Source organism: Mangrovivirga cuniculi (assembly GCF_005166025.1).
GTDB lineage: Bacteria > Bacteroidota > Bacteroidia > Cytophagales > Cyclobacteriaceae > Mangrovivirga > Mangrovivirga cuniculi.
The window spans coordinates 3,097,444-3,118,914 of the sequence record NZ_CP028923.1 but is presented as its reverse complement, the minus strand read 5'-3'; the positions used below and the strand labels follow the sequence as shown (position 1 = coordinate 3,118,914).

At 36.8% G+C, this 21,471-nt stretch carries 23 protein-coding genes and 2 pseudogenes; 9 read left to right on the top strand and 16 right to left on the bottom strand.

Features of this window, described 5'->3' with window-relative positions; genetic code table 11:
* Positions 1 to 178: 178 nt before the first annotated feature.
* The 7 genes from DCC35_RS13690 to DCC35_RS20730 all read right to left on the bottom strand — a co-directional run bounded on the left by DCC35_RS13690 (position 179) and on the right by DCC35_RS20730 (position 6,085).
* Positions 179 to 796, bottom strand: a complete 618-nt coding sequence (locus DCC35_RS13690; RefSeq protein WP_137091338.1) for a hypothetical protein — start codon at positions 794 to 796, stop codon at positions 179 to 181.
* A 42-nt stretch (positions 797 to 838) separates the two neighbouring features.
* The gene (locus DCC35_RS13685; RefSeq protein ID WP_137091337.1) at positions 839 to 1,435 is read right to left on the bottom strand and encodes a hypothetical protein; all 597 of its coding nucleotides are present in this window, start codon (positions 1,433 to 1,435) and stop codon (positions 839 to 841) included.
* A 194-nt stretch (positions 1,436 to 1,629) separates the two neighbouring features.
* Positions 1,630 to 2,058 (bottom strand): hypothetical protein, encoded by a 429-nt coding sequence (locus tag DCC35_RS13680; protein WP_137091336.1) that lies wholly within the window; start codon positions 2,056 to 2,058, stop codon positions 1,630 to 1,632.
* A 146-nt stretch (positions 2,059 to 2,204) separates the two neighbouring features.
* Positions 2,205 to 2,390 carry a DUF6090 family protein gene (locus DCC35_RS21290; protein WP_246070020.1) on the bottom strand — a complete coding sequence of 62 codons (186 nt, stop codon included), beginning with the start codon at positions 2,388 to 2,390 and terminating at the stop codon, positions 2,205 to 2,207.
* A gap of 367 nt (positions 2,391 to 2,757) precedes the next feature.
* Positions 2,758 to 3,852: a hypothetical protein gene (locus DCC35_RS13675; protein WP_137091335.1), complete on the bottom strand. Its 1,095-nt coding sequence runs from the start codon at positions 3,850 to 3,852 to the stop codon at positions 2,758 to 2,760.
* 231 nt (positions 3,853 to 4,083) lie between these two features.
* Positions 4,084 to 5,352: a permease gene (locus DCC35_RS13670; RefSeq protein ID WP_137091334.1), complete on the bottom strand. Its 1,269-nt coding sequence runs from the start codon at positions 5,350 to 5,352 to the stop codon at positions 4,084 to 4,086.
* 244 nt (positions 5,353 to 5,596) lie between these two features.
* On the bottom strand, positions 5,597 to 6,085 hold the full coding sequence (locus DCC35_RS20730; protein ID WP_175402825.1) for a hypothetical protein: 489 nt from the start codon (positions 6,083 to 6,085) through the stop codon (positions 5,597 to 5,599).
* 748 nt (positions 6,086 to 6,833) lie between these two features.
* On the opposite strand from DCC35_RS20730, the pseudogene DCC35_RS22110 reads away from it, so the two are divergent.
* Positions 6,834 to 7,915: pseudogene (locus DCC35_RS22110) on the top strand (AMP-binding protein); the annotation flags it as partial.
* Positions 7,916 to 7,960: 45 nt separating this feature from the next.
* Positions 7,961 to 8,374: an AMP-binding enzyme gene (locus DCC35_RS22105; protein ID WP_394347731.1), complete on the top strand. Its 414-nt coding sequence runs from the start codon at positions 7,961 to 7,963 to the stop codon at positions 8,372 to 8,374.
* Positions 8,375 to 8,435: 61 nt separating this feature from the next.
* Here the strand turns inward: DCC35_RS22105 and DCC35_RS13650 are convergent, their stop codons facing one another.
* From DCC35_RS13650 to DCC35_RS13620, 7 genes are all read right to left on the bottom strand, one after another.
* Complete coding sequence (locus DCC35_RS13650) at positions 8,436 to 8,876, bottom strand: hypothetical protein (RefSeq protein ID WP_137091331.1); 441 nt, start codon at positions 8,874 to 8,876, stop codon at positions 8,436 to 8,438.
* 74 nt (positions 8,877 to 8,950) lie between these two features.
* Positions 8,951 to 9,517, bottom strand: coding sequence for a hypothetical protein (locus DCC35_RS13645; protein ID WP_137091330.1), 567 nt, complete (start codon positions 9,515 to 9,517; stop codon positions 8,951 to 8,953).
* Positions 9,518 to 9,586: 69 nt separating this feature from the next.
* On the bottom strand, positions 9,587 to 10,060 hold the full coding sequence (locus tag DCC35_RS13640; protein WP_137091329.1) for a hypothetical protein: 474 nt from the start codon (positions 10,058 to 10,060) through the stop codon (positions 9,587 to 9,589).
* Between the two features lie 119 nt (positions 10,061 to 10,179).
* Positions 10,180 to 10,602, bottom strand: a complete 423-nt coding sequence (locus tag DCC35_RS13635; protein ID WP_137091328.1) for a VOC family protein — start codon at positions 10,600 to 10,602, stop codon at positions 10,180 to 10,182.
* 325 nt (positions 10,603 to 10,927) lie between these two features.
* The gene (locus DCC35_RS22100) at positions 10,928 to 11,107 is read right to left on the bottom strand and encodes a DUF3781 domain-containing protein (protein ID WP_217495960.1); all 180 of its coding nucleotides are present in this window, start codon (positions 11,105 to 11,107) and stop codon (positions 10,928 to 10,930) included.
* 447 nt (positions 11,108 to 11,554) lie between these two features.
* The gene (locus DCC35_RS13625; protein ID WP_137091327.1) at positions 11,555 to 12,187 is read right to left on the bottom strand and encodes a hypothetical protein; all 633 of its coding nucleotides are present in this window, start codon (positions 12,185 to 12,187) and stop codon (positions 11,555 to 11,557) included.
* Between the two features lie 228 nt (positions 12,188 to 12,415).
* The gene (locus DCC35_RS13620) at positions 12,416 to 12,991 is read right to left on the bottom strand and encodes a hypothetical protein (protein ID WP_137091326.1); all 576 of its coding nucleotides are present in this window, start codon (positions 12,989 to 12,991) and stop codon (positions 12,416 to 12,418) included.
* 462 nt (positions 12,992 to 13,453) lie between these two features.
* Between DCC35_RS13620 and DCC35_RS13615 the strand changes: the two genes are divergently transcribed.
* From DCC35_RS13615 to DCC35_RS13590, 7 genes are all read left to right on the top strand, one after another.
* Positions 13,454 to 14,038: a Crp/Fnr family transcriptional regulator gene (locus DCC35_RS13615; RefSeq protein ID WP_137091325.1), complete on the top strand. Its 585-nt coding sequence runs from the start codon at positions 13,454 to 13,456 to the stop codon at positions 14,036 to 14,038.
* Positions 14,039 to 14,280: 242 nt separating this feature from the next.
* A complete protein-coding gene (locus DCC35_RS13610) occupies positions 14,281 to 16,095 on the top strand; it encodes an acyl-CoA dehydrogenase (protein WP_137091324.1) in 1,815 nt (604 codons plus the stop codon).
* Between the two features lie 237 nt (positions 16,096 to 16,332).
* A complete protein-coding gene (locus DCC35_RS21280; protein WP_246070017.1) occupies positions 16,333 to 16,548 on the top strand; it encodes a hypothetical protein in 216 nt (71 codons plus the stop codon).
* Positions 16,549 to 16,591: 43 nt separating this feature from the next.
* On the top strand, positions 16,592 to 17,560 hold the full coding sequence (locus DCC35_RS13605) for an acyl-CoA dehydrogenase family protein (RefSeq protein WP_246070016.1): 969 nt from the start codon (positions 16,592 to 16,594) through the stop codon (positions 17,558 to 17,560).
* Positions 17,561 to 17,585: 25 nt separating this feature from the next.
* Positions 17,586 to 18,341, top strand: a complete 756-nt coding sequence (locus DCC35_RS13600; protein ID WP_137091323.1) for an SDR family NAD(P)-dependent oxidoreductase — start codon at positions 17,586 to 17,588, stop codon at positions 18,339 to 18,341.
* 30 nt (positions 18,342 to 18,371) lie between these two features.
* The gene (locus DCC35_RS13595) at positions 18,372 to 19,376 is read left to right on the top strand and encodes an NADP-dependent oxidoreductase (protein WP_217495848.1); all 1,005 of its coding nucleotides are present in this window, start codon (positions 18,372 to 18,374) and stop codon (positions 19,374 to 19,376) included.
* Between the two features lies 1 nt (position 19,377).
* Positions 19,378 to 20,355 (top strand): NADPH:quinone oxidoreductase family protein, encoded by a 978-nt coding sequence (locus DCC35_RS13590; RefSeq protein ID WP_137091321.1) that lies wholly within the window; start codon positions 19,378 to 19,380, stop codon positions 20,353 to 20,355.
* A 274-nt stretch (positions 20,356 to 20,629) separates the two neighbouring features.
* On the opposite strand, the pseudogene DCC35_RS21275 reads toward DCC35_RS13590, so the two are convergent.
* Both DCC35_RS21275 and DCC35_RS13580 read right to left on the bottom strand, forming a co-directional pair.
* Positions 20,630 to 20,941 (bottom strand): annotated as a pseudogene (locus DCC35_RS21275) (HepT-like ribonuclease domain-containing protein).
* Positions 20,942 to 20,969: 28 nt separating this feature from the next.
* Positions 20,970 to 21,260 (bottom strand): nucleotidyltransferase family protein, encoded by a 291-nt coding sequence (locus DCC35_RS13580; RefSeq protein ID WP_137091320.1) that lies wholly within the window; start codon positions 21,258 to 21,260, stop codon positions 20,970 to 20,972.
* Between the last annotated feature and the right edge of the window lie 211 nt (positions 21,261 to 21,471).

Here is a 21,471-nt window from a genome sequence, read left to right as displayed (position 1 = left end):
TATTTTAATTCACTGTTTACGATGATTTGAATTCCACAAATTTTATTCCAAAAGTGGGTTTGAAAATGAGAGATTCAGATAAAATAAATGTTGAAATCTAGTTGAATTATGTAATTGACTGGATACCAGTTTCTTCGTGTTTTAGCAATAAAATTGATGAAAGAAAAATAGGTTATTTTTATTTTTTCAGGTATGAAAAGCCCAGGAAAAGAGGTAAGAAAAACCATGTTACAGCGGTAACTTTAATATCAAGGCTTGTAGCCAATCCGATGATTATTGATGAAGCGATGATAACCAAAGCGACGATACCAAAAGTCTTGTTGATCGTACCTTCAGAAGTAAATGAATCATAGCAAAACGGGATAATAAATAAAAGCATTCCCATCATTCCTGTACCAAATAGATTGCCCACAGCTCCTCTTACAGAGTTAAATAATGCCGGTTGAGTATCGAAGATCTCCAGGGCAGGGTAGTAGCTACCAAGTGTTATGCCATAACCGATTATAGCCATCATCGAACCTATAAGCATCAGAGACCATATTAGTGACATCAGCGGTTTTGATATTTTGATGATCATTATGTAGGCGATAATAAAAAATACATGGGTAAGCATTTGCCAGCCCCAGATGCTCTCCAGTGCAGGCCAGTTTTCATAGATAAAAACCGGAACATCCTGATCTGTTCTTTCCACACCGATCCATCCCGTTTGATACTCGAAGTATATTGTGGTCAGTAAAATTAAAGAACCAAGAATTAAAAAGAAACCACCAAGCTTAATGTGGGTTAGGTTTTTCATATCTGCTTATTATTAGGTCAAGTAAATTTTCAACACTACATTTTAGTTCATATTTAAAATTATATTGGTTAATCCTGCAGCCCAAATAAGGATACCGGTGGCAATTTGCCACTTAAGCTTTTTATGATACCATATAAATAGCCCGAAGAATACTAGATAGAGTAAAAGCCATTCTATACCCTGAGACCCAAACAGGTGTCCCGCAGCCCGGTCCCATGCGGGCTGAACTAATAGAAAGGAACCAAACATCATATTCATTTTATGGATTTGCACGTCTTTCTTTCTATAATAATAAGAAAGCCCAATCAGGATACTGCCAAATATTAGCTGGCTAAAAACCATTAAAGAAAGAGGTTCGAATTCCTTCAGATAAAGCGGTAAGGTAGAAAGTAGGAATCCAATGTAAATAAGAAATCCCAGCTTGCCCACCTTTATATGGGTGCTGAAGTCTTGTTTTTCAATAAAACCATTTTGAATTACCAGAATGGTAAACCAGCTAAATGCAAAAAAGGCATGAATTAAAAATTTTGGTTGAGAATTACTGGGTTGTCCAACATCAGTTAACCAATTATCAGAAAACCCGATAATCATTATTAGCCAGAGTATTACACTTACGACCAGGTAAAAATGTTTTCTCATTTTCGAGGCGTATAATTGAATTATTTCAATATAAGGAATTTAAGTGATTGTTTTATAGCGTTTTGTGATGAAATTAATTAATAAATAGCAGGATAGTCAATCACTTGCAAAGTGTGATAAAGGTGGATGTCAGGAAAGATTGATGGAGATATTTTCAGAAATATTAAAGAATCAAATGTTTATTTTAAAACTGACTAATAAGAGGAAAACAGGCCTTGATTGTCCTCTCCGATTTTTAATTCAGATAGGTAGTCATCCAAGTCATTTTTGAAGCTTTCCAGGTAGTAATAGTATGCTATATTCTGATTGTAATTAGCTTGGATATTGTGAGTGTAGAATGAAAATGCATTTATGAAAGCCCTGTCATTTTTTAATTTATCGTAATCATTCGGGACAAAACGATCTAATGCAATCTGCTCGAAATTCTTATTTATTAGTACACTAAATGTTTTACGGGCATATAGTTTTCTTTCGTTTTGCTGGTTTTCAAGGTAGGAGTAAATGCCGTCGTAATACACTGAAAGTTGTGCGCGAATAGAGTCTGATCTTATCACGTTGAAATCATTTGATTTCAGGTTTTCATAAATGATTTTACGTATGACAAAGATTTTATTATTCAACATAGATTTAAAGGCATAACTCATTGAATCATTGTATTGAGAGTTTTTATTTTTTAAGATTTTTAAAAGTGCTTTGTTATTATTAACTGCCAGTGAATCGGCATCATTTACCGCCTTTAAAACAGCATTGTTGAATTCAATTTCTTCGATCAGGTTCTGGATAGTCTAAATTTCTTTTTTTGAAGTTTTCTGTTTTCATTCCAATTATTTATTCCAAGAGCGAATAAAATACCAATGACAACTAATATGATTTCACCAATTGAATAGATTAAAAATTGTCCTATTTTACTTTCCGATATAAGTTGTTTTCTGATTTTTCTAAAAAGGTTGATCATTGGTGTAGGTCAGGTAGTTTTGATTAATTACTGTTAGATTCGAAGGAATAATGCCATTGATATAATTCCTTTTCCAATATTATTTGGGTTGTTATGCTCTTAAGTATTCGAATAATTTCAGAATTCAATTAAATACTGCTATTTGGTTTTGGTTGATTAATAAATCCCTTACAGAGTAAACCTGCCTGGTTTTTTCTGAAATTAGTAATTATCAAATTCTAAGATCTTCCGGGCAGCATCTTAAAAATAGCTGTTTTTTATCCGAAAACAAATAGTGGAATTCTAATAATACACCGCTATCCAAATTGGTTGTCTTTTTAAGGTCGGTCTGTTAAGATTCTTGCCCTTTCCCTCAAAAAAGGAAATTCTATAAATCAAATCTCATTGCAACGATAAATGAATAAGATATTAAGCCAAAACCCATTGAATCACTTACAGCCACTCTACTTGGAGGGGTGAATTCGGAATTAAGCATGGTAGATAAATAAGCATTTTTAAATATCTTATAATCCAGGCCGGCATTCAGAGTTAATGTATGGCTGATCTCTTTATAGTTATTCAGTCTTGCTGTTAAAAAATTAACGCCTGCACTTAAGTTTGGCTGAATTCTATGAGCCCTGAATATATATTGAACCTGAAGTGGAATTTTATATACGGTAATATCTTCCCCTTCTTCTTCTGATAACTTATTGTAAATTAATCCTGTTTTGAAAAATAATTTCTCACTTGTTCGGGGTGCCCAAAATGATAAATACCCTCCAATTTCATTCACAAATCCATCGTACCCTTTATATTTTGTCAAGCCTAAGTAAGGTGTTACAGCAATTTTTATCAGGGGAAGTTTCTTTTCGTAGATAATACATTTTTCTTCCTCTTTGCAAACAGCATTATGGTAGTCTTCTGCTAATTTAATTAGGTTCCGATGCTCTGGTTTTTTTATGGTTTTAACACGGGATACAAAATCAGGAGCGTCGCGGGTATAATATTTTAGTAAACCTATATGTTGGGTGCTTTCATACAGAACTCTCTTGCCATCAACGTGCATGATTTTTTCTTCGTAGGGCAGGCGGGTGAATTCGGTATTATCCTTTTCGATATAATAGTGATCTCCCGATTCATCGCGCATATAGTAAATATTCATTTCTCCCTGAATTAAGTATTCAAGAAAAACATCTTTTTGGTTTACCTCTTTGGATACATAATATTTACTATCGATAAACCGGTAAGCGATAATGTCACCTGGAGAGAACTCAGTGACGTTATTTGATTTATTTTTGAATTTGCAGACTTTACTCATTAACAAATCGCCCCGGTAATCAATCTCACCCTGTAAAGTATCTTCGGAAGATGTAATGACATATCCCGGCCTGAAATCAGTTTGAGCGTGAATATTTATTATACTTAAAAAAAATCCTGTTAAAAGTATCAGGTGTAGTTTCATTTGCTCTTCTATTCTTATCAAACCAATCTATTTATTCAAAGCCTTCTGGCTATATTAAACCTTATATCTTGTTTGATTATGTTGTTAATAAATCCCTTAAAAAAATCAGACATAAAAGAACCCCGGAATATAGCTGTTTTCGGGACCAATTATATATAAAAACAGAAAGCGAAAATAGCTGTTTTTATTTCAAAATCAAATCTCCCTTTATTGATTTTAATTTTAAGGAAAAGCAAATGCTTTGCGTATTCTTTAGATTAGGTGAATTATCAAACCGATAAGCACGATTGCTGCAAAAACATATACCACTATTCGTTTAAAGGAAATACCACCACCTCCATGGTTGTGTTCATGTCCGTGGCTTTTACTTTGAGCTTTTGAGTTGAAGTACAACATCAAACCAGTAAATGCTGCGAATACAATATTGAAATAAAAAGTGTAATCAATTTTAAACTGAGTTACTTCCTTTACTTTTCGGCTTCCTTCCGGTAATACATTGAGTAAATCAAAGCTGTAATTTAGGATCAAAGCGGTTAGTACAATACTGACATACATAACCCCGGCAATATAAAAGGCAACCTTAACACCATAGTATTTGCGATTCATGTTTACTAATGGCGGTACCATCAGATCAGAATAAATGAAACCCATTAGTCCGGCGAATAAGATTCCATTTTCATTAAGAACGGTGGCTAGGGGAATATTACCCATCGATCCGATAAAGGTTGCTGCTGCAACAAATGGAGCAACCAGTGCATTTTCGAGACGAATCACAAATTCAGGTAACTCGCCCTGCATATTATTTAGAAAAATGGCTTCCCAGAAAGATTGAGGTACTAAAACAGAGACAAATCCGGCAATGGTAAAGCCAATCAAAATGTCTTCCCAGGCCATTTTCCATTCCATCACGAATTTTTTTCCGACCAAAAACCAGCCTTCTTTAGACTTGATTCGTTCTCTCCAGTTAAAATCTTCCTCTTCTTCAGATTGCTCTTCAAGTCTTTCACGAGCTGCTTTGATCCATTTTTTAGGATAGGTGAGTTTGATGATAATTGAACTGATGATGATCAATAGTATACCACCGATAATTTCTGCCACTATAAATTCCCATCCGAGGAAAATAAATATTAATATTCCCAATTCAATAACCAGGTTAGTCGAAGCAAACATGAATGCCACGGTACTGATAAAGTGAGCACCTTTCAGGAATAGAGACCTTGCTGCTGCAAGCGCTGCAAATGAGCAGGAAGAAGAAATGGCTCCAAAAAAGGTAGATAACGATACACTTTTGGCATCACCTTCACCCATATGACGGGTTAACTTTCTTTTAGGAACAAAAGCCTGGATTGCACCACTGATCATATATCCCAGAACGAATGCCCAACCGGATTTCCAGAAAAAGCCGAGTGCAGTTTTAGCACTTTCACCCCAGAGAGAAGTGAAGCTCTCCTTTGAGTCTTGTGCGATGATTATAGACGGTATTAATAATAACAGTAAGGGCAGAATTGAGTTTTTCTTCATGTCCTGGTTTAGTTATCAAATTAAATAAGTATTTATTGATCAGATAATCAAGCTTACTAATTAATTAACTTGAGTTATCAGCTTTAAAAAACAATATAATCAATCAATGATACAGTATATAAAAAAACCTCTGGCAGAGTTCTACCAGAGGTTTTGAGTGTTTTTAAAAATGTCTTTTACTAGTCTTCAATATTAAAATGTTCTTTTACCGCTTCATAATCTGAAAAGTCCATTGTAGATCTTCCTACGGGGACATTAGGGGGATAATGACATATCGAAATTTATTCCCTCTGGCAGGATCGATCTGAAATTCATTTAAATCACCACTTAATGCCCTTGCACGGATTATAATATCTTCAACAGCGGAACTACCGCTCCCAAACCCGAATGTAAATTGAGCCCCTCTGAAATTAAGTACCGGTAGCTGATATACATTACCATCTCCAAAACCAGTAAAATAAACCAGTATTATGTGAGTATTTTTAATACTAAAGGCACTAGGGATATCTTCCGGAAAATCAATATTCATGAATTTGGCAGATGATGAAGTGCCTTCAAAGTTTGCAGGAATCCAGTCACTATACAGTACTTCAGCATTGCCGTCTTCTCCTGCCGGTCCCTGTGGCCCTTCTGGTCCTTCGACACCCTGTGGTCCTTCCGGACCTTGTGGTCCCGGAGGTCCTTCCGGCCCTTCAAGTCCTTCACAGGATGTTAACCCAACAAAAAGTGTCATTAAAAAAATGGTTTTAAACAAAATTGATTTGGTTAATCTTAATGCTGTCATTTGTAAATTATTTATGGTTTATAGATTAGTGATTGTAATTCCTGAACATTAACATTTTCATCAAGATTTTTTTACTCATCCTGTTTTAACTGTTTTTGATTTCACTGACCAACACTATAAATAGGTAGAGTTCAAGGCGATGGTTATCGTATAGTGAAATGGTGATTTTTACTGATCAAAAAAGGATCAGGCATCAAAATGAAAATGAAAGCCTTTTTTAAAATTGAAGATCTGGCATTAAATACCAGCTTTTGGTCTGAAAGCATAAAGATACCTGGCTGGGTATTTTAGCTTATTTTCTATATAAATTTGTATGAACATCATCGAGAGTAATCTTTCGAGGTTGAAATTCATATTGTCGGTAGTGTTGATTTGGTTGTTAAAAAATTTTCTTTAATACAAACAAAGCAAAGCTAGTGAGTATTTTTGGCAATGGCAAAAGTTAGCTTTGCCAGTAGCGTTGACAGGAGTGTAGTAGATTTTATTTCTAAAACAAATGTTTTGATAAATAATCCCGATTTTCGCCAATTCTCTCATTTGTGTTAGTTTTATTTACCTTAGCCATGCCTGATTTTTCAAGGTAAAATTCCTTTAAATTTCAAGAAGCTAAAGCTTATTTAGTTGTATATTGTAATACATAATTTGTCTAGTCGTCACCGTAATATTTGCCTGGTTAAGAATCTAAATAGAACAAATTATGACTAACCTTTCAGTGGTATTAGAAGATAGCGCCCGTAAGTTTCCGGACAAGGATGCTTTTATCTTTATGGAAAAGCATTTGAGTTTTTCCCAAATCAACGGAGCAGCAAACCAAATTGCTAACGGACTAATAGCAGCAGGAATAAAAAAGGAGATCGGGTTGCTTTAAGCTGCCTGAATTTGCCTTATTTCCCGATGGTCTATTTTGGTATACTTAAAGCCGGAGCGATAGTAGTTCCGTTATCGGTTTTATTGAAAAGAGAGGAAGTCGCCTATCATTTACAGGATTCCGGAGCCTCTGCTTACTTTTGTTTTGAAGGCACACCTGAATTGCCCATGGGTAAAGAAGGGAAAGCCGGGTTTGATGAGACAGATGTCTGTGAGCAATTTTATGTAATAACAGGTGACCCTACGTCTCCATCTCCAATAGAAGGCACCAAAACCCTTGGTATGCTGATGGCAGACGAGGATCCGTTTTTTGAAAATGTAGTCACCTCATCCGATGATACAGCTGTGATAATTTATACTTCCGGTACGACGGGCAAGCCAAAAGGAGCCGAGCTAACCCATTCAAACCTTCTGATCAACGCTATTATTTCAACTGAAATTGTCGAAGCTGACAGCGAAGATAAATCATTAATCGTTTTACCCCTGTTTCACATTTTTGCCATGACGGTATTAATGAATGCAGGTCTTTATAAAGGTATAACATCAGTTCTTTTACCTCGATTTGATGCCGAGACTGTTTTGGGCCTGATGGAAAAGCACAAGATCACCATATTTGCCGGAGTGCCGACTATGTATTGGGGGTTACTCCATTATGAAAACACCAAATTTGATCTTAAAGCAATTGCCGCTAATCTGAAGTCTTGTGTTTCAGGTGGCGCAGCGTTACCGGTTAAGGTGCTGGAGAGTTTTGCAGAAAAATTTGGAGTGGAGATTCTGGAAGGGTATGGAATGTCGGAAGGTTCTCCCGTGGTGACATTTAACCAGGAGCAATTTGGCAAAAAGCCAGGTTCAGTAGGTACTCCTGTGTGGGGTGTGGAAGTAAAGATCGTCGATAAAAATGATAATGAAGTTCCTGTAGGAGAAAAGGGAGAATTAGTCTACCGTGGACATAATGTGATGAAAGGCTATTTCAATAAACCGGAAGCAAATAAAGTCACATTGAAAAACGGCTGGCTACACTCCGGAGATGTGGCTGTAAAAGATGAAGACGGCTTTTTCTATATCGTAGACCGTACCAAGGAAATGATCAACCGAAAGGGATTAAATGTTTATCCTCGTGAGATCGAAGAAGTCATGATGAAGCACGATGCCATTTCAATGGTGGCAGTGATTGGCGTTCCGGATGATGAGGCAGGGGAGGAGATCAAAGCCTGTGTGGTACTTAAAAACGGACAGGATATTTCCGAGCAGGAACTAATAGACTGGACAGAGGACCATATCGCAGCCTATAAATATCCTCGCATTATCGAATTTATGGATGCGTTGCCCTTAAGTGCTACGGGTAAAATTTTGAAAAAGAAGTTGAGCTAGGAAATATATTGGCAGAGATTATGATTGGAATGATCCAGGAGGATATGACCTAAGGATGAATTTAAATGTAATCATTATCTTTCCAAATCATCCAGTTCTCGTCTATTCCCCATGTTTCTATTAAGCCAACCTCTTCATAGGAGCCGGGTTTCGGAAAATCTGGTCCCGGACATGGGGTATATCTGATATGAAATTTACTTGATATAAATTCAATTGCTTTACTATTACAATTGAAACCTTTATTTAAAATAAGGTATTGAACTCTGCCTTTTAAAGCAGTTTTGTTAAGCGCCTGGATAAGTGATTTCGGGAAATATTCACGGCTTATATATTGGCCGTATTTAAATCTTTTGAAATCATTATTGTTAATAATATTTATAATTGAATCATAGTTTTCAATATTGGAATTCATGTCATCAATGATTTTATCTTCATAATTGCTACATCCGAACATGCAAATAATTATGAAAAACCCAGATAATATTTTGATTGTTTTAGTCATTGAACCTATCAATTATTGTAAATTTTTGAATTTATAACATACAAGGTCATGGCCTACGCAGAGATATTCTATTTTTATTCCTGACTATCATAAATTCCAATCTTGTTTTGGCGAGCAAACTCGGCAGCAATTTTTATTTTAGTAATGAAGTCCTGATATTCTTTGTCGGTTACATGAACTTCTTCATCTGGTTTGTCTTCATATAATTTTCTTTCTTTTCCTGACATTTCTTTCCACGTTTTTGGACGCTGCATGGTTCCTCCAGGAATAGCTCCTTTTTTAACAAGGTAAATGTTCAGCGTGTCGGAATTGTTTACTACCCAGCAATATGTTTGTTTTGAATTTGGATCATCATTCATTGTCGGTCCAAAAGTGTAAACAGGAATAACTTTAGCATTTGGATGATTTTCTATCCATGTTGAAATCAACGAGTCGATATTTTCTGCCCTGGGAGTTCTGAAAAAGCCTGTTCCAAGAAGACTGTAATTATGATTACTCTTTGAATCTTTCTTATGCCCGAACCAGGAGTTAAATTCAAAGTCTTTGATTTTTATTGTATCTGCTGACTGACTTGTTTGTCCATTGCAAAAGGATATAAAAAATATCTGGATAAAAGAGATATAAAGGAATGTCTTGGTCATTTTTTTGGATATTGTAAACCCGGTTTTATGATCCTAGTATAATAAAATTTGATTGTGTTATAAATTTATTTATCTATCAGCTAGCCTGCTTATTCCAAGCAGGTATACTATTCCCGATAAAGCTGAAAGGGCCATAAATAAAAGGCTGTAATTTCTCCAAAGTTCACCGAGTTTCCGGAGGTTCGGGTTTACGGTATCCGAGTAATCAGTGGATAAAAATTCTGTTTGTACCGGGCCTAACAACACTATGGCTACAAACCCGGAAAGCACCCAAATTACTCCACCGCTTATGATCCATTTTCTTAAATAAGTTTTCCAGTTTAAGATTAAGGCAAGAAGAAGAGTAAGGAATACTAATGGTGGAAACTTCTCCCAGAATATATCGGGATTAAAAGCATAAGGTCCCTGCGCATTGGTCAGAGATGCAGGAGGGGCCTCTATGAGAGAAGAAATGTTAACGGTGATTGCAAACAGGCTTGCCCCGGCTTGCATAAAGGTTAATGCGATGAGTAGTAGGAATATTATTCTTCCGGTTTTTTTCATAACTGTCAACTTATTTTAGGACGATACAAATTAATTACTGGCAGTTGATTATTAAACTCAATAATGGTTTTAAGAATTTAATTCCTGTATTTCCCGGTATCTTTAAATCAACCCATTAATTATTTGTAAAAATCGCGTTCATCCACTTTGATGGTAGTTAGTTCAACAGTATGCCCATCAGGGTCTTTCGTATAAATCGAATCAAAGTAATGGTGATCCTGAATATTGAAATCTAAATTCAATTCAGTATATCGTTTTTTAGCTTTCTCGAAATTCTCGTTTGTGACATTAAAGGCAAAATGATCAATTTTTACATTTTTTGAGGTAGAGTCAAGTTTGGAATCATTGACATTTGCAGGAAAAATTGCGATACCCGATTTTCCGGAAAGTAAAAAGACCGGGTAATCACCCCATTCGGGCAGCTGATATCGTTTTAGTCCCAATACTTTTTCATACCAAGCAGTAGAAGCCTCCATATCAGCAACTCGAATTGCTACATGGTCTAAAAATTCAATTTCTATTTTATGCTCTTTATCTGCCATTTGTCAAATTATAAACAACGAATGGATAACCGATGCTTTGTCGTGCTTATTCTTTATACAACTATCGTTGCTTTGGTTATTAATAATTCCCTATATATTCCTTAATATAGCTGTTTACTGGTCAAAATCAAATATTTTCTAATGTTTACACCAGTTGGAAAATGTTTGTAACCGACTGTAATCGGATGATTTTCTAGCCGTTTGTAATTGTCAATGAATGGATATATTGTTTGTTTTATCCGGGATACAATCCCTGACTTTCATAAAAGTCTGAAGTTTAGCGATAGCGTAACTTCAGACAGCGGGGGCAACAAGCATATGCTTTTTACACATTGTAGGTGGCCTGTGTTTTGTTCAATTTGTCAGCTGTAATGATATTATTCGTAAAGGAATTGATCGTAAGCCTGATATTTCTTTTCTTGTTAATTATATAAATGTTTTTACCTTTTTTTTGAAAATTAGATTTTTCTGTTTCTAATATAATTGTATAAATAAGGGCTTCAATTTCTTATTTTGGAAGTTCTAATTTTAATTTCTTATTTATTCTGTCATAAACAAGTTCGGTATAACATATCTTGTTTAAAATTTCTTCTTTATAATTATTCATATATTCGTTTTGATAGGCAAATAAATATCAATGTTAGAGCCTTGATATTTCCATTTTAACCTGAAGTCATTCTTTTAAATGTGTAAAGCCTGTTTTTGCATGCTCTTCAATTATCGCTAACCCGCCCTAGCTAGGGGGGATATATTTTTTGTTTTGTCTGGGATACAATCCCTGCCTTTTATAAAATGTCTGAAGTTACGCTGTCGCTAAACTTCAGATAATAGGGGTGATTTAAATGATCATTTCAGGGCACGCGTTTTGCTGAAAAAGCAACAAGCGCCCGGGGGATAATCTTGTGCTAATGGCTGATTATTGCTACTAGCCTATATTATTTTTTGTTATAATCTATTTCCGGTTCACCATATTTTTTCCATTCTTAATAAAAACCAACATGTTTAATATTTCTTGTGGAATCCACAAATGCATATAGGGTCTAAGTTTCTTTTTGTAAAGAACAAAGCGCCAATCATTATCTATTTTGACGGCAACAAATTCTCCGTCTCTTGAAAAACTAACTTTATCTTCATTTTCAAAGTAGGAAGCTTTTTCCCCAAAACTGTCTTGAAACATTTTTTTTATTCTTGTTTTGTATTCTTCGCTAGCTTCATCTGTAAATTTAAATTGATTGTATGAAGTATATCTAAGGAATGCATATTGATTATTAGCACTGTCTTTAATTATTTCAGAAAGAAACACTATTTCTGAGTTGGAAGCCTGAACTTTAAAATTCTTATTACTGTGTATTTCTGATATTTGCTTTTTTAACTGTTCTCTCGGTACATATTTTAGAAATGTCTGTTGATAATAATCAAAAGCTTTGTCATATTTTTTTTGTTTTATTAGAGATCTATAGTCATCGAATGTCTGTATCAATTCGTCATAGGGATCTTGCCCCTTCAATTGGGTACAGGATATAATAGTTGTTAAAATAAGTAATACATACATTTTATTCATATCAAAAAAGTTATAATCAAACATTAGCTGTTTCTTGGTTGAAATACTACACAATGAAGTGCTATGCGCAACTCCACTGGCTCGCGTAGCGAAGCAATACGCGTGGCTATATTAAAATGTATCGTCCTAAAATAAGTTTACAGTTTAAAATAATTTTTATATTGATGGCAATATAATCCCTGCCTTTCATAAAAAGTCGGAAGCTAAGCATTCTCTAAACTGCAGGCAGGGGGGAATGCTCAGTTTGTACATTCATTTTAGCATTTGTTCTGTGCTTATATTATTGCATTCAATCTTAAATGTTGCCTCAAATTTTATATTGTTGATTGGATAGTATGTTTTGGAATATTTATCTGCGATCATGAAGTAAACATTGTAAGAATTGGACTTAGAAAGTTCTTTTTTAGGTATCGATATTTCAAAAACCACATGATCAATTTCTAAATTTTGTGTTTTTTTGAATTGTCTATGACAAGTTGAATTTGAATTGAAAAAACAGGTAGTTTGTCTGGTTTTACTGTACAATAAAGATTTACAAACTTGGAGTTTGTTATTGTAAAACTTCGGACCAAAGTTTCTATCAATAAGCGAGTCTAATTTGCCATTATTATTGAAATCAACCCACAAGTAGAAATAATCAAGGTTTGGCCACTTACCGTTAGTATTATCTGTTCTATCTCCAATAACATCAATTACAAATTCTATTCTATCCTCGAAGCATTCGTAAGTAATAACATGATTCTCATTTCTAACAAGTTCGTTACCTCCAAGATTTTCAGTATCCGGGTCTAAAAAGAATAAAAGAATAATTAGTTGAACTATATACATATTTTACTTTTAAAGATTGGCTATGCGCAACTCAGTCGCCCATATCAATTATATAACCATTGTTGTTCTGGTCGTTTATAAATTCCTTTAAAAACCAAAAATAGCTGTTTACAGGTCAAAATCAAACTTCCCCCTCTTTTATGCCTGTTTCCACTGGCGCGCGTAGCGAAGCAATACGCGTGCTTATATTAAAAAATCCACCTATAACAATCCCTTTTTATGATCACTATAATTTCTGGTTTATATTTGATAGTGTAAATGTATATTAGAAAATATTTATTCCAAAATTAATGATAAGCTAGGATGGGTAAATGGGTTAGTATAGGGCACGCGTTTTGCTGAAAAAAGCAACGCGCGCCAGGGGAGTATAAAAGCATAAGATTAATCTATTTATTGCCATGGCTAAACTTGCTCAATCATTGAATATTTTGTTTTTTAGTAGCACTTATCTAAACTACTGACTTGGAGGATTTACAACAAAAAATAAGATCATTTACTACTGTTAGCGACGCTGATATGGAGTTTGCTTTGCAGTTTTATAAAAAGGAATCGGTTCCCAAAGGTTCTTTTCTATTAAAACCCGGCCAGTATATCGATTCTTTCTACTTCATGAAAGAAGGTTGCGTTTCTTATTATACCGTAGATGATGGCATATCTCAAGTGATGGAGTTATTTACCGAAGGGTATTTTTTTACGGACTTATATGCCTATATCCAGGAAGTCCCGTCGCTTTCTTACCTCGAAGTGATGGAAGATTCGACCCTGTATACAGTCTCTAAAAAGGATGTTGAAAAAATCTTTGATTATTCTCATCAGCTCGAGCGGTTTGGCAGGTTGTCCATGCAAAAGGCGTTTATCAATAATTTTCAACGCATCCACCAAATTAAAAATGTATCAAACCAGGAACGATACCTGGAGCTGTTAGAAAAAAGACCGTCCCTTTTTCAACGGGTACCACAATATCTCATAGCATCTTATCTCGGCCTGACTCCTGTTGGTCTTTCTAAAATTCGAAAAAGACTGAGCAAGGAGGAAATTAAAAACTAAAATTACATTTCGATTAGTTTAACCCGATCACCTAACAACTCCATCAGTTCTTAATACTTTCATTTAAATATTTACGGGTATGGGAAGCTGCTAAAAATAAAGGCTATTCCCACCGTTTTTTTCAGGTTCTCTTTATGCGCATTCCTAAGAAAATGATTTATTAAACCAGTTTAATTATTATTTAATAAATATCTCCGTAATTTATTGAATAGTTAATAATCAATTCTTTAAAACCTGTAGTGATGGCAAAAAAGTATGTCGATATAAATACGTTAAAATACCTTTTGTATGATGTGTATCAATTAGAAGAGGTGTTAAATCAGGATCGATGTGAGGATCATGATATCTCATCAATGAATTTAATTTTAGATTCTGTTAAGGACTTTTCTGACAGGGAGTTGTATCCTTATTTAAAAGAAATGGACGAACAACCGGCCCACTATAAAGATGGTGGGGTAGAAGTACATAAACAGGTTGGCGTAATGATGAAGCAGGGAGGAGAAATGGGATTTATCTCAGGACCCTTCGATTATGAAGAGGGAGGTTTACAACTTCCGATGATGCTTTATACGGCCTCTTCTTTTATACAGGAGGCTGCCAATAATCATTTGACCGGGTACATCGGGTTAACCTTAGGGGCAGCAGAACTGATTATCAATTTTGGAAGCCAGGAATTAAAGGATATTTACGTACCCAAGATGCTATCGGGAGACTGGGGTGGAACCATGTGTCTGACAGAACCCCAGGCAGGAAGTTCGTTATCTGATATTACTACCAAAGCCATTCCTCAAAGCGATGGTTCTTATAAAATATCCGGACAGAAAATTTTTATTTCCGGTGGAGACCATCAATATGCCGATAACATTGTACACCTGGTTTTGGCACGAATAGAGGGCGCTCCGGCAGGAACTAAAGGGATCTCCTTATTTGTCGTGCCTAAAAAACGTCCGGATGAAGAGGGGAATCTGGTTTCCAATGATGTTACCACGGTCGCAGACTTTCAGAAAATGGGCCAACGGGGCTATTGTACCACTCATCTAGGTTTTGGCGATGCCGGCGAGTGTCAGGGGTTTTTGGTCGGTGAGGCCAATAAGGGACTAAAATATATGTTTTTAATGATGAACGGTGCTCGTATTGCAGTAGGAAGGGGTGGCGCTGCCATTGCTACGGCTGCATATCATGCATCATTAGAATATGCCAAAGAACGTCCGCAAGGTAGAAAATTAGCCAGCACCGGTAAAAAAGACCCGGAGGAGGGACAAACCTTTATTATCAATCATCCGGATGTTAGAAGAATGTTGCTCTTCCAGAAAACTGTATCAGAAGGCTCTTTGGGCCTGGTTTTACTGGCATCTAAATACTATGATTTAAAACACACCCTGACCGATGAAAAGGAGAAGGAAAAGTATGGTTTATTGTTGGAGTTAATCATACCAATGGTTAAAACTTATCCGTCTGAAATGGGAGCACAATCAGTTTCTAACGGATTGCAGGTGTTAGGTGGCTATGGATTTTGTACTGACTTTATCTTACAGCAATATCATCGCGATATCCGTATTTTTTCTATCTATGAAGGAACCACAGGAATTCAGTCACAAGATTTATTAGGTAGAAAATTGCTATTAGAAAATGGTAAAGCCTTGCAACTGTTGACGGAGGAGATTAAACAGACCATTAATAGCGCTTTAAAATATGATGATCTGAAAAAGTATGCCGGGAAATTAGGTGATAAACTACAAGAAGCATCCAAAGTGATACAGCACTTGATTGGTTTTGCCAAAAAGGGCGATTATGAACGTTTCCTGTCAGATGCTACCCCATTTATGGAGTATCTAAGCACCATTACATTATCGTGGATATGGTTAGAGATGGCTGTAAATGCTAAAAATGCGTTAGTTACCGGAAAGAAAACATATTCAGAGGAGTTTTACGAAAGCAAAATTCACGCAATGAAATTCTATTTTAAATACGAACTGCCTAAGACTAATGGACTGGCCGAAGTATTGCTAAATGAAGAGGTATTGACCATTGCCGGGGAAAAAGAGGTTTTTAATTAATAGCAAGACGCAGTTTATGAGGTAGTTAACGAATTAAAAACGCAAGCCTAAAAGCTATATAATAGCCGGTTAAATAAGGATTTATTCGTTCATAAAGGCATATCCTTACGGTTTCCCATTTATGTTTTTAGGTTGTCGTGATTTGCCACTCATGATCCTTACATAAAGAACATAAAGAAAGCGATGGCTCCTGCTGCAAACTGTTGTAAAGCCAAAACGAAATAAGATACATAAAAAATGAATTTTGAGTACACAGAAAGAACACTTGAACTCCAAAAGAAGCTAACCAGTTTTTTTGAAGAGCATATACTCCCGGTAGAAGGGGAGGTCAATGCGTTTCTTTACAATCCTGATAATCGATGGAAGCCCTGGCCGGGAATGGAAGATCTTAAAGAAAAGGCGAAAGCTGCAGGGTTATGGAACTTATTTTTGCCAAAAGCTATGGAGATTTAAGTTCCGGATTATCAAACCTTGAGTATGCCCCCTGGCAGAAATAATGGGGCGTATTTTGTGGTCATCAGAGATTTTTAATTGTAATGCCCCGGATACGGGAAACATGGAGGTGCTGGCAAAATATGGATCACCGGAACAGCAAAAACAATGGCTGGACCCATTAATGGATGGTACAATCCGCTCAGCTTTTTTAATGACTGAACCTCAGGTTGCTTCTTCTGATGCCACCAATATTGAAACGACAATTACTCCAGAGGGTGACGACTATATTATTAATGGTACCAAATGGTGGTCTTCCGGAGGAATGAACCCTGCGTGTAAAATTGCTATTGTAATGGGTAAAACTGATCCTGAGGCACCACGACATCAGCAACAGAGCATGATTTTAGTTCCGATGGACACTCCGGGGGTAAAGGTGGTAAGGGCATTATCGGTATTTGGCTTCAACGATTCGCCGGAAGGTCATGCAGAAATTGAATTAGAAAACGTACGAGTGCCTAAAGAAAACCTGATCCTTGGAGAAGGAAGGGGATTTGAGATTGCTCAAGGTAGATTAGGTCCCGGACGTATTCACCATTGCATGCGATTGATAGGAATGGCCCAGCGATCGCTGGAACTAATGTCCAGGCGCGCTACAGAACGATCTACCTTTGGCAAAACATTGAAAGATTACAGTAGTATCCGCCAGGAGATTGCCCAATCCCAATGCGAAATAGAGCAAGCCCGGTTATTAACGCTTTCTGCTGCCGATAAAATGGATAAGCTTGGTAATAAAGCATCAAAAGACCTGATCGCTATGATAAAAATAGTTGCTCCAAATATGGCGCTAAAAGTCATAGACCGAGCCATTCAGATTCACGGAGGTATGGGAGTTGGCCCGGATACGCCACTCGCGCATTTCTATGCTGCGGCAAGAGTGTTGCGCTTAGCCGACGGCCCCGATGAAGTGCACATGTATCAATTGGGTAAAAGTGTAATCAGGAAGCATTCCGATAATAATAGAAATTTTTAGATACCCGGAATAAGAAAACAGACCAATGGAAGTAAAAGATAAAGTAGTAATAGTTACCGGGGCAGGATCTGGCATCGGGGCGGCTGCGGCAAAGCATTTCTCAAACCACCGGGCGAAAGTGGTAGTCTCCGATATACGAGAAGATAAAGCACAAAAAGTAGTTGATGAAATCATTGAAAAAGGTGGCGAGGCAAAAGCGATCGTAGCCAATGTTGCCAGGTTTGATGAAGTAGAAGAACTGGTAAACAAAACGGTAGCAGAGTATGGGCAATTAGACGTAATGGTCAATAATGCTGGTATCGGTCCAAAAACGATGGCCAAAACGGGCGATTATGCCCTCGAAGATTGGGACAGTGTGATTGCTGTCAATCAAACGGGCGTATTCTATGGCATGAAGCTCGCCTTGCAGCAGATGATGAAGCAAGGGCATGGCAATATTGTCAATGTGGCTTCCCTGGCAGGACTTAAGGCATCGCTCAATAACTTGTCTTATTCCGCCAGTAAGTTTGCCGTAGTAGGCATGACAAAATCGGCAGCATTAGAATATGCTACAAAAAATATCCGAATCAATGCCGTGTGTCCCGGTTATACAGAATCAGCCCTGCTAGATAAGCTGTTAGCTGTAAGACCCGATATGGATGAGATGCTTAAAAGCGTTATCCCAATGAAGCGCTATGGCCAGGCAGAAGAAGTAGCAGAAGCCATCGTGTGGTTAGCATCAGAAAGCACTAAATTTATTACCGGGCAAACCATCACCTTAGATGGTGGAACCTCCCTGTAAAAAACTATAAACACAAAACCTTAAATAATCATGAATAAGCAAATCATATTAAAAAAGCGCCCTCAAGGGCTACCGGAAAAAGATACCTGGGAACTACAATCTAATCCGGTTCCGGAACCCGGCGATGGCGAAGTGTTAATTCAGCAGCATTATGTATCACTCGACCCGGCCATGCGGGGATGGATAAACGATAGCAAGTCATATATTGAACCTGTAAAAATTGATGATGTTATGCGTGCAGGATCGATAGGGGAAGTAATTAAATCCAACAACCACCCAAAGTTTAACGAAGGAGATGTCTTGACTGGCTGGGGTGGGGTACAGCAGTATGCCGTTTCCAATGGTGATAACTGGTACAAAGTAGATCCTAACCTGGCATCTTTACCCACGTATATTGGCACCCTGGGAATGCCGGGGATGACTGCCTATTTTGGCATTTTAGAAGTGGGAAAGATTAAAGAAGGAGATGTCGTGCTTGTTTCCGGAGCAGCTGGAGCAGTGGGTAGTGTCGTCGGGCAAATAGCTAAGATCAAAGGATGCAAAGTAGTTGGTATTGCTGGTGGTGAAAAGAAATGCAATTATATAAAAGAAGAATTAGGCTTTGATGGTGCTATCGACTATAAATCAGAAAATGTACACACTGCAATTAAGCGGGAATGCCCTAAAGGGATTGATGTGTACTTTGATAATGTTGGAGGAGAAATTCTGGATGCTGCTTTAGCCAGGCTGCGAATGCACGCCAGGGTGGTTATCTGCGGAGCTATTTCACAGTATAACAATAAAGAAAACGTCAACGGCCCAAGTAATTATTTGTCTTTGTTAGTAAACCGGGCAACTATGCAGGGGATGGTGGTCATGGACTATGCGAAGGATTATGGAAAAGCAGCCCAGGAAATGGGAGGTTGGATCGCGCAAGGGAAATTGAAGAGTAAAGAAGATGTGTATGAAGGAATAGAAAATTTTCACGAGACATTTTTGCGCTTATTCTCAGGAGAGAAAATGGGTAAATTGGTATTAAAAGTGATCGAAGACTAATATGAAAGCAGTAGTATGTAAAGAATTTGGTCCACCATCGAAGCTCATGGTAGAAGATATTGAGTCACCAAAGATTAAAGACAAAGAAGTATTAATTACCGTAAAAACCTGTGGTGTTAATTTCCCGGACACCTTGATCATCCAGGGATTGTACCAATTTAAACCCGAGTTGCCATTCATTCCCGGGAGTGATGTAGCGGGCGTAGTTAAGGAAGTGGGTGCTGGTGTCAAACACCTGGAAGTTGGCGATGAAGTTTTTGGTTTTGTCATGCAAGGCGGATATGCTGAGGAGGTTGCAGTTCCGGCCAATGTTTGCTTTAAAAAACCGAATAAGATGGACTTTTCGGTTGCTGCATCTTTTATGATCGCATATGGAACTTCTTACCACGCATTAAAGGACCGGGCAAATTTACAGCCGGGAGAAACACTGGTCGTATTAGGTGCATCCGGTGGAGTCGGACTGGCAGCGGTAGAACTCGGCAAGCTGATGGGAGCTAAAGTGATTGCCGTTGCTTCCACTGATGAGAAATTACAGCTTTGCAAGCAATATGGTGCTGATGAACTGATTAACTATACACAAGAAGATTTAAAGGCAAGAATCAAAGAATTGACTGAGGGTAGCGGCGCCGATGTAATTTATGATCCGGTAGGAGGTGATTATTCTGAGCAGGCCTTACGAACCATGGCCTGGGAAGGCCGCTATTTAGTCGTTGGATTTGCTGCCGGTGACATTCCCAAAATTCCATTAAACCTAACCCTGTTAAAAGGATGTTCTATAGTTGGAGTGTTTTGGGGGAATTTTGCCATGAAAACGCCACAAAAGAATATGGAAAACACCAAACAACTCATGCAATGGCTGGCAGAAGGAAAAGTTACTCCACATATTCATAAGGTATACCCATTAGCGGAGGCTTCCGAAGCCCTGGAAGAAAAGATGAATCGTAAAGTGAGGGGAAAGGTAGTTATTCAATGCACCTAAGTCTGTTCATTGGGGGTGTATTTGGTGCCAAACAAAACAATAATATCTAGAAATAGCGGTTAGTGTTAACCTGCTATTTTGCTTAATAAGGTAAAGGTTTGGCTTTACGCAGCGGACCTATCAATATGCCTGGGATTGCTATGCCCGGCCTTGACCGCTATCATTCATTTGAAAAAGAAAAAGAGCGATAAAGACAAAAAGAAAAGTTAATGACTATCAGTGAATTATGTTTAAGTTTAGAGAGAGGGATTATTCATGGAACATGATGTTAGGATTAAGTGGTCTTTTCGTTTATTATTTTCTCTATCCAATTTGTAAGCTCCTCTAAATAATCTTCTATAATTGCCCAGACAATTGAATTATCTATCCCAAAATATTCATGGACTATTCTGTTTCTAAATCCTCTTATTCTATTCCATTCAATTTAAGGATGTTGATCTTTAAATTCAGAATCAATTCTATTTGCTGCTTCTCCAATTATTTCAAAATTCCTTACAACTGCATCGACAGTTTTATCATCTGAATTAAATGATTCATAGTTATGGTCCTTAGTGTATTTTTGGATTTTCCTGCATGATTCAAGCATGTCTTCGAGAAGTAAAAAAGTATCACGCTTAGACATAAATTAAATCCGAATTTATTGATTCAAAATATTTGTCTTTGATTCCATTTTTAGAAACCAGATCGACTTTAAAACCGACTAATTTTTCGATTTCATCAGCTAAATCAATAAATCGAATGCCGATTTTGTCATTAAATTCAACAAGAATATCAAGATCACTATCAGCATTTTGCGATTTTCTGGAATACGATCCAAAAATCGCCATTGATTTAATAGGATAATTGGCAAACAAGTGCTGCTTGTGTTTCTCCAACTTAGATTTTATATCCTGTAATGATCTCATAAACCAAATTTAATTATTTTTTGGATTGCATCATAATTGGATGATTCATTGATAGTATAATTCCATTAACCCTAACGATTGACGATGCGCCACTTAGTGGATCATATTCATTATATAACTATCGTTGTTTTTGGTTGATAATTATTCCCTTAAAAGGCTAAAAACACGTGTTTTCAGCTCGAAATCAAATATTTTCTATTGTTTATATCCG